At 57.2% G+C, this 4,550-nt stretch carries 5 protein-coding genes; all 5 read right to left on the bottom strand.

Annotation, left to right across the window (positions count from 1 at the left end; all coding sequences use genetic code 11):
* Positions 1–50 precede the first annotated feature (50 nt).
* The 5 genes from SFLMC1_RS05270 to SFLMC1_RS05250 all read right to left on the bottom strand — a co-directional run bounded on the left by SFLMC1_RS05270 (position 51) and on the right by SFLMC1_RS05250 (position 4,073).
* Positions 51–674, bottom strand: coding sequence for an AAA family ATPase (locus tag SFLMC1_RS05270; protein ID WP_022094991.1), 624 nt, complete (start codon positions 672–674; stop codon positions 51–53).
* A 171-nt stretch (positions 675–845) separates the two neighbouring features.
* A complete protein-coding gene (locus tag SFLMC1_RS05265) occupies positions 846–1,493 on the bottom strand; it encodes an amino acid ABC transporter permease (protein ID WP_152074453.1) in 648 nt (215 codons plus the stop codon).
* Positions 1,494–1,496: 3 nt separating this feature from the next.
* Positions 1,497–2,243 carry an amino acid ABC transporter permease gene (locus tag SFLMC1_RS05260; RefSeq protein WP_152074452.1) on the bottom strand — a complete coding sequence of 249 codons (747 nt, stop codon included), beginning with the start codon at positions 2,241–2,243 and terminating at the stop codon, positions 1,497–1,499.
* Between the two features lie 114 nt (positions 2,244–2,357).
* Positions 2,358–3,224, bottom strand: coding sequence for a transporter substrate-binding domain-containing protein (locus SFLMC1_RS05255; RefSeq protein WP_152074451.1), 867 nt, complete (start codon positions 3,222–3,224; stop codon positions 2,358–2,360).
* Between the two features lie 126 nt (positions 3,225–3,350).
* Positions 3,351–4,073 (bottom strand): ATP-binding cassette domain-containing protein, encoded by a 723-nt coding sequence (locus tag SFLMC1_RS05250; protein WP_187323870.1) that lies wholly within the window; start codon positions 4,071–4,073, stop codon positions 3,351–3,353.
* Positions 4,074–4,550 lie beyond the last annotated feature (477 nt).

The raw sequence follows: 4,550 nt of genomic DNA, 5'->3' as shown, positions 1-4,550 counted from the left end.
AACAAAAACCACCACAAAGGTGCCTGTCCCTTTGTGGTGGTTTTGGTTGGTTAGCCTTCGAGCTGGGCCACTTTGTAGCGGTAGGCGGCGGCGATAACGTCTTTGCAACCCTCGCGGCCCAGCTTGGCGCGGTTGACGACGATGTCCTTGCCGCTCGTCATCTTCCACTTGCCGGCGCTGTAGCGCTTATAGAACGCCTCGCGCGCCTTCTGCTGCTGTTTGACCAGCTTGGCGCCCTTCTTTTTGTTGAGGCCGCGCTTCTTGCGCACAATCTCGACGCGGTCCTCAAAGGGAGCGGTCACCAATACGGCAATGTGATTGGGGTTATTGCGCAGCAGGTAGTCGGACAGGCGACCCTCGATAATGCAGCTCTCGGTCTCGCCTAGGTCCAAAATCACCTGGCTCATCTTTTGGAACAACTTGTCCGAGTACGAGCGCGCGTCGTAGCGGTCGGGCAGAAACGCCATGTTCTCCACGGCCAGACGCTCGTCATAGGCGGCCATCTTATCGAGCGACTCGCCCGCACGCAGCGACGCGCGCACCAGCAGCTCGTTGTCATACAGCGGAATCCCCAGTTCGTTGGCAAGGATACGGCCAATCTCGTGGCCCTCGGCACCAAAGTCACGCGCGATGGTAATGACCACGGGGCTCTTCTTGTTCTCCAGATCGCTCATCGCGATTCCTTTCTAACAAACGGGAAATAGGCAATTCCTAAATCCCATTTTGTCACTTACGACCGTCCTGGTTTCCCAAGTGCGGCAGATTGCCCCACAAGAAGAGCGCCGCGTACTAAATGTACGCAAGCGATGATTGAGGGGCAGGGTGCCGTGCTTGGGGGAGCAGGACTATGCGGCTACGATGCGGCGCTGATATGCCCTCACCAGCAGCGAGATACCAAAGTTGAGGATAAAGTACATCGCGAAGGTAAAGCCGTACAGGGCAAGCACCTGGGAAAGCTCCGAGGTCTGCGCCATAACGACCTTGGTGGAGTACATGAACTCGGCAACGTTGATGCCCGCAAGATACGAGGAGTCCTTAATCACCGTCGTGCACTGGCTAAAGAGCGCGGGGATGATGGTCTTGAACGTCTGCGGCAAGATAATCATGCGCATCGTCGCAAAGAAGCCAAAACCCTGGCTCTGCGCCGCCTCAAACTGGCTCTTGGGAATCGAGTTAAAGCCGCCGCGGATAATCTCGGCCATAACCGCCGAGGTAAAGACCGTAAAGGCCAAGACCGAAATCACCACGTCGTCGCCCTTGACGGTGAAGTAGATAAACAGGATCCACAGCAGGTTAGGCGTGCAGCGGAACAGCTCGATATAGGCACTCACCACAATCGAAAACGGGCGCAGCTTGCCCCTGCAGTACTGCTTGATCATCGCGAGCACGGTGCCCAGGATGATGGAGAAGATGATGGCAAAGAACGAAATCTCGAGCGTCTTTGCAAAGCCGAGCATGATAAAGCTCAGGTTGTCGGCATTGAAAACCTGCATCGCTTACGCCTCCTTTGCGGCAACATCGGTCACGCCGGGGATCACCTTGGCGCGGGGACGGAGCTTAGAGCGGCGCTCGAGCCATTGGACGAGCAGCGCCAGCGGGAAGCAGATAATAAAGTACATCGCGCATGCCAGGATATAACCCTGCAGGTAGCCATAGGTCGAGATAAAACCATCGGCGTTGTACATGAGGTCGCCACCGGCGATGAGCGCAAGCACCGACGTGTTCTTAACCAGGTTGAGTGCCTGATTGCACAGCGGAGGCAGGATGACCTTAAACGTCTGCGGCAGAATAATGTAGCGATACGCTTGCACGCGACTAAAGCCCTGCGAAAGCGCCGCTTCCATCTGACCGCGCGGTACCGCCTCGATACCCGTACGGATAACCTCGGACACATAGGCAGCGTGATACAGGCCGACGCCTAAAAAGCCGAGCGCAAACGAGGAGATGCGAACGGGGCTGTCCGCCCCCGTAATGACCTGGAGCAGCTGGGGGCCCGCCATGTACATAAAGAACACCTGAACGGGCAGTGGCGTGTTCTGGTAGAACTCAACATACACGCGGCTAATCGCGCGCAGCACGCGGGAGCGCGTGGTAGAAAACACGCCCAACAGCGTGCCCAGAATCAGCGAGAGCGCCAAGCCGGCGACCACGACCTGCAGCGTGACGAAAAAGCCATCCCAAAAGCTATCCATCTCGCTAAAGGTCATCTGCCATCGCATGGGATCGAGGAGTCCATCGAGCATGACGAGCGTTCCTTCCTATCTTTCCTAACAAATCGCCCGGACGCACGGGCATCCGGGCGATATACGGCCATCGCAAGCGCCCATCGCGCTGGTTACGATGGCAAAGAGCTTACGTTAGAGCAGGTCCCACTTGGTGTATTCCTTGTCGAGCCAGCCGTCCTTTTTGAGCTTCTTGACGGTGTCGTCGACGGTCTTGGACAGGTCGCTGCCCTTCTTGGTGGCCACGCCGTAGTCCTGGGCGCCAAACTCAACATCGGGCTGCAGGAGCTCGCAGTCGTCCGTGGTGTAGCCCTTGAGAGTTGAGCGGTCCATGGCGAAGGCATCGATGTTGCCGGCGTCCAGGGCGCTCTTGATGGACGGGTAGTCCGGGAACTCCTTGAACTCGGGCGTGGCGTCGACATTCTGATCCTTGAGCATCTGGAGCACCAGGTCCTTGGTGGTGGAACCCTGGGAAACGCCGATAATCTTGCCGTCGAGGTCGGCCATCTTGGTCATGCCGGATTTCTTCTTGATCAGGATACCGACGTGATCGGTGCGATACGGAGTCGAGAAGTCCCAGCTCTTCTTGCGCTCATCGGTGATGGTGTAGGTGGCGGCGATGATGTCGAGCTGGTCGTTGTCGATCAACGGGCCACGGGTCTTGGGCGTGACGTCGGTGAACTCGCAGAGCCCCTTCTCGACGGCCTCGTCATACGAGACACCCAGGACGGCAGCGGCGATCTGGTAGCACAGGTCGATCTCGAGACCCTCATACTTCTTGGTCTTGGTATCGAGATAACCGTAGCCGATAACGTCCTTCTTGACGCCGCACTTGAGCTTACCGCGGTCCTTGATGGCGGCAAGCTTGGAGTCGCTGCTGCCACTGGCGGAACCGGACTTGCCATCGCTGCTCGAACCGCAGCCGGCGAGCGTGCCCATGCTGGCAACGCTCAGGATGCCCATACCGGCTACCTGCAAAAACTGACGACGAGACATATCCATTGTTGGTACCCCTTCCACGTGATACGCATTGCAAGGCGACGCAGCCGCCGTGCTGCCGAACCCATTCGGCATATCTCGATGCGGCAAGCCGCACACGAAATCAAAAACAAATAAACGAGCTAGTCGTTAGTGGAGAATCTTGGACAGGAAGTCGCGGCAACGCGGATTCTCCGGATTCTCGAAGAAGTGATCGGGCGTGCCCTCCTCCAGAATCTGGCCGTCGTCCATAAACACGACGCGGTCGGCCACCTGGCGCGCAAAGCCCATCTCGTGCGTGACGCAGATCATGGTGATGTTCTCCTGCGCGAGCTCGACCATAACGTCGAGCACCTCCTGGACCATCTCGGGATCGAGTGCGGAGGTCGGCTCGTCAAAGAGGATGATGGGCTGCTTGGTGCACAGGGCGCGGGCGATGGCTACGCGCTGCTGCTGGCCACCCGAAAGGTTCTGCGGATACTCGCCGGCCTTCTGGGCAAGGCCGACGCGCTCGAGCGCGGCCATGGCCGTCTTGGTCGCCTCTTCCTTGCTCTTCTTTTGCAGTTTGATGGGAGCAAGCGTGAGGTTGCCGAGCACCGTCATGTTGGGATAGAGGTTGAACTGCTGGAACACCATGGAGCTGTACTTGCGAGCCATCTCCAGGTGGTTCTTCTTGGTGAGCGGCGTGCCGTCGATGATGACCTCACCCGACGTGGGCTCCTCGAGGTAATCTACGCAACGGATGAGAGTCGACTTACCCGAGCCCGACGGCCCGATGATGACGACCTTCTCGCCAGCCTTAACGGTGAGGTCGATGTCCTTCAGAACGTGCAGGTCTCCGAAGTATTTGTTAAGTCCTTTGATCTGAATCATGTCGGACATGAACGAGTTCCTTCCTAATCTGCCATAAACTGGGGTACCCGTGTGCCCCAAGTCGCATTAAGCTCTTTTGGGTTATCAATATTAGCCTTTGCATAAACACGCCGACCTCAAAACGCCCTGCTTGACCCGTTTGGAAACCCGAATGTTACAATTGCGATACACAAACGCCGCCTTTTATGCGGTAGCGCAGCACTAAATTCGAGCATTCGACTAAAAAATATCCAATAATCGTTGCTCAGACTTGCCGTTGGACGCTCTTAGCCCGGCAGTTAGGGACGTTCCCTTTCTGCCGACAGCCGGGGACAGTCCTTGGCGCCCAGCTACTCATTGGGGACAGGCTTAAATGAGTACCTAATGAGTGGGCACTCATTTAAGCCTGTCCCCAATGCGCGCTTCCAACCGCCCTTGTTGAGCATAAGTCAGCGAAAGCCCGTACACGCGAGCAAGGTGACGTGAAATGAAAGGGCG

It is taken from the genome of Collinsella aerofaciens (assembly GCF_901212495.1).
GTDB lineage: Bacteria > Actinomycetota > Coriobacteriia > Coriobacteriales > Coriobacteriaceae > Collinsella > Collinsella aerofaciens_H.
This window is presented reverse-complemented; position numbering and strand designations above follow the sequence as displayed.

What these genes read in the sequence shown, in the direction of transcription:
- SFLMC1_RS05265 (WP_152074453.1), bottom strand. Translation starts at nt 1,493, where the DNA reads ATGCAGGTTTTCAATGCCGACAACCTGAGCTTTATCATGCTCGGCTTT.
- SFLMC1_RS05260 (WP_152074452.1), bottom strand. Translation starts at nt 2,243, where the DNA reads ATGCTCGATGGACTCCTCGATCCCATGCGATGGCAGATGACCTTTAGC.
- SFLMC1_RS05270 (WP_022094991.1), bottom strand. Translation starts at nt 674, where the DNA reads ATGAGCGATCTGGAGAACAAGAAGAGCCCCGTGGTCATTACCATCGCG.
- SFLMC1_RS05255 (WP_152074451.1), bottom strand. Translation starts at nt 3,224, where the DNA reads ATGGATATGTCTCGTCGTCAGTTTTTGCAGGTAGCCGGTATGGGCATC.
- SFLMC1_RS05250 (WP_187323870.1), bottom strand. Translation starts at nt 4,073, where the DNA reads ATGATTCAGATCAAAGGACTTAACAAATACTTCGGAGACCTGCACGTT.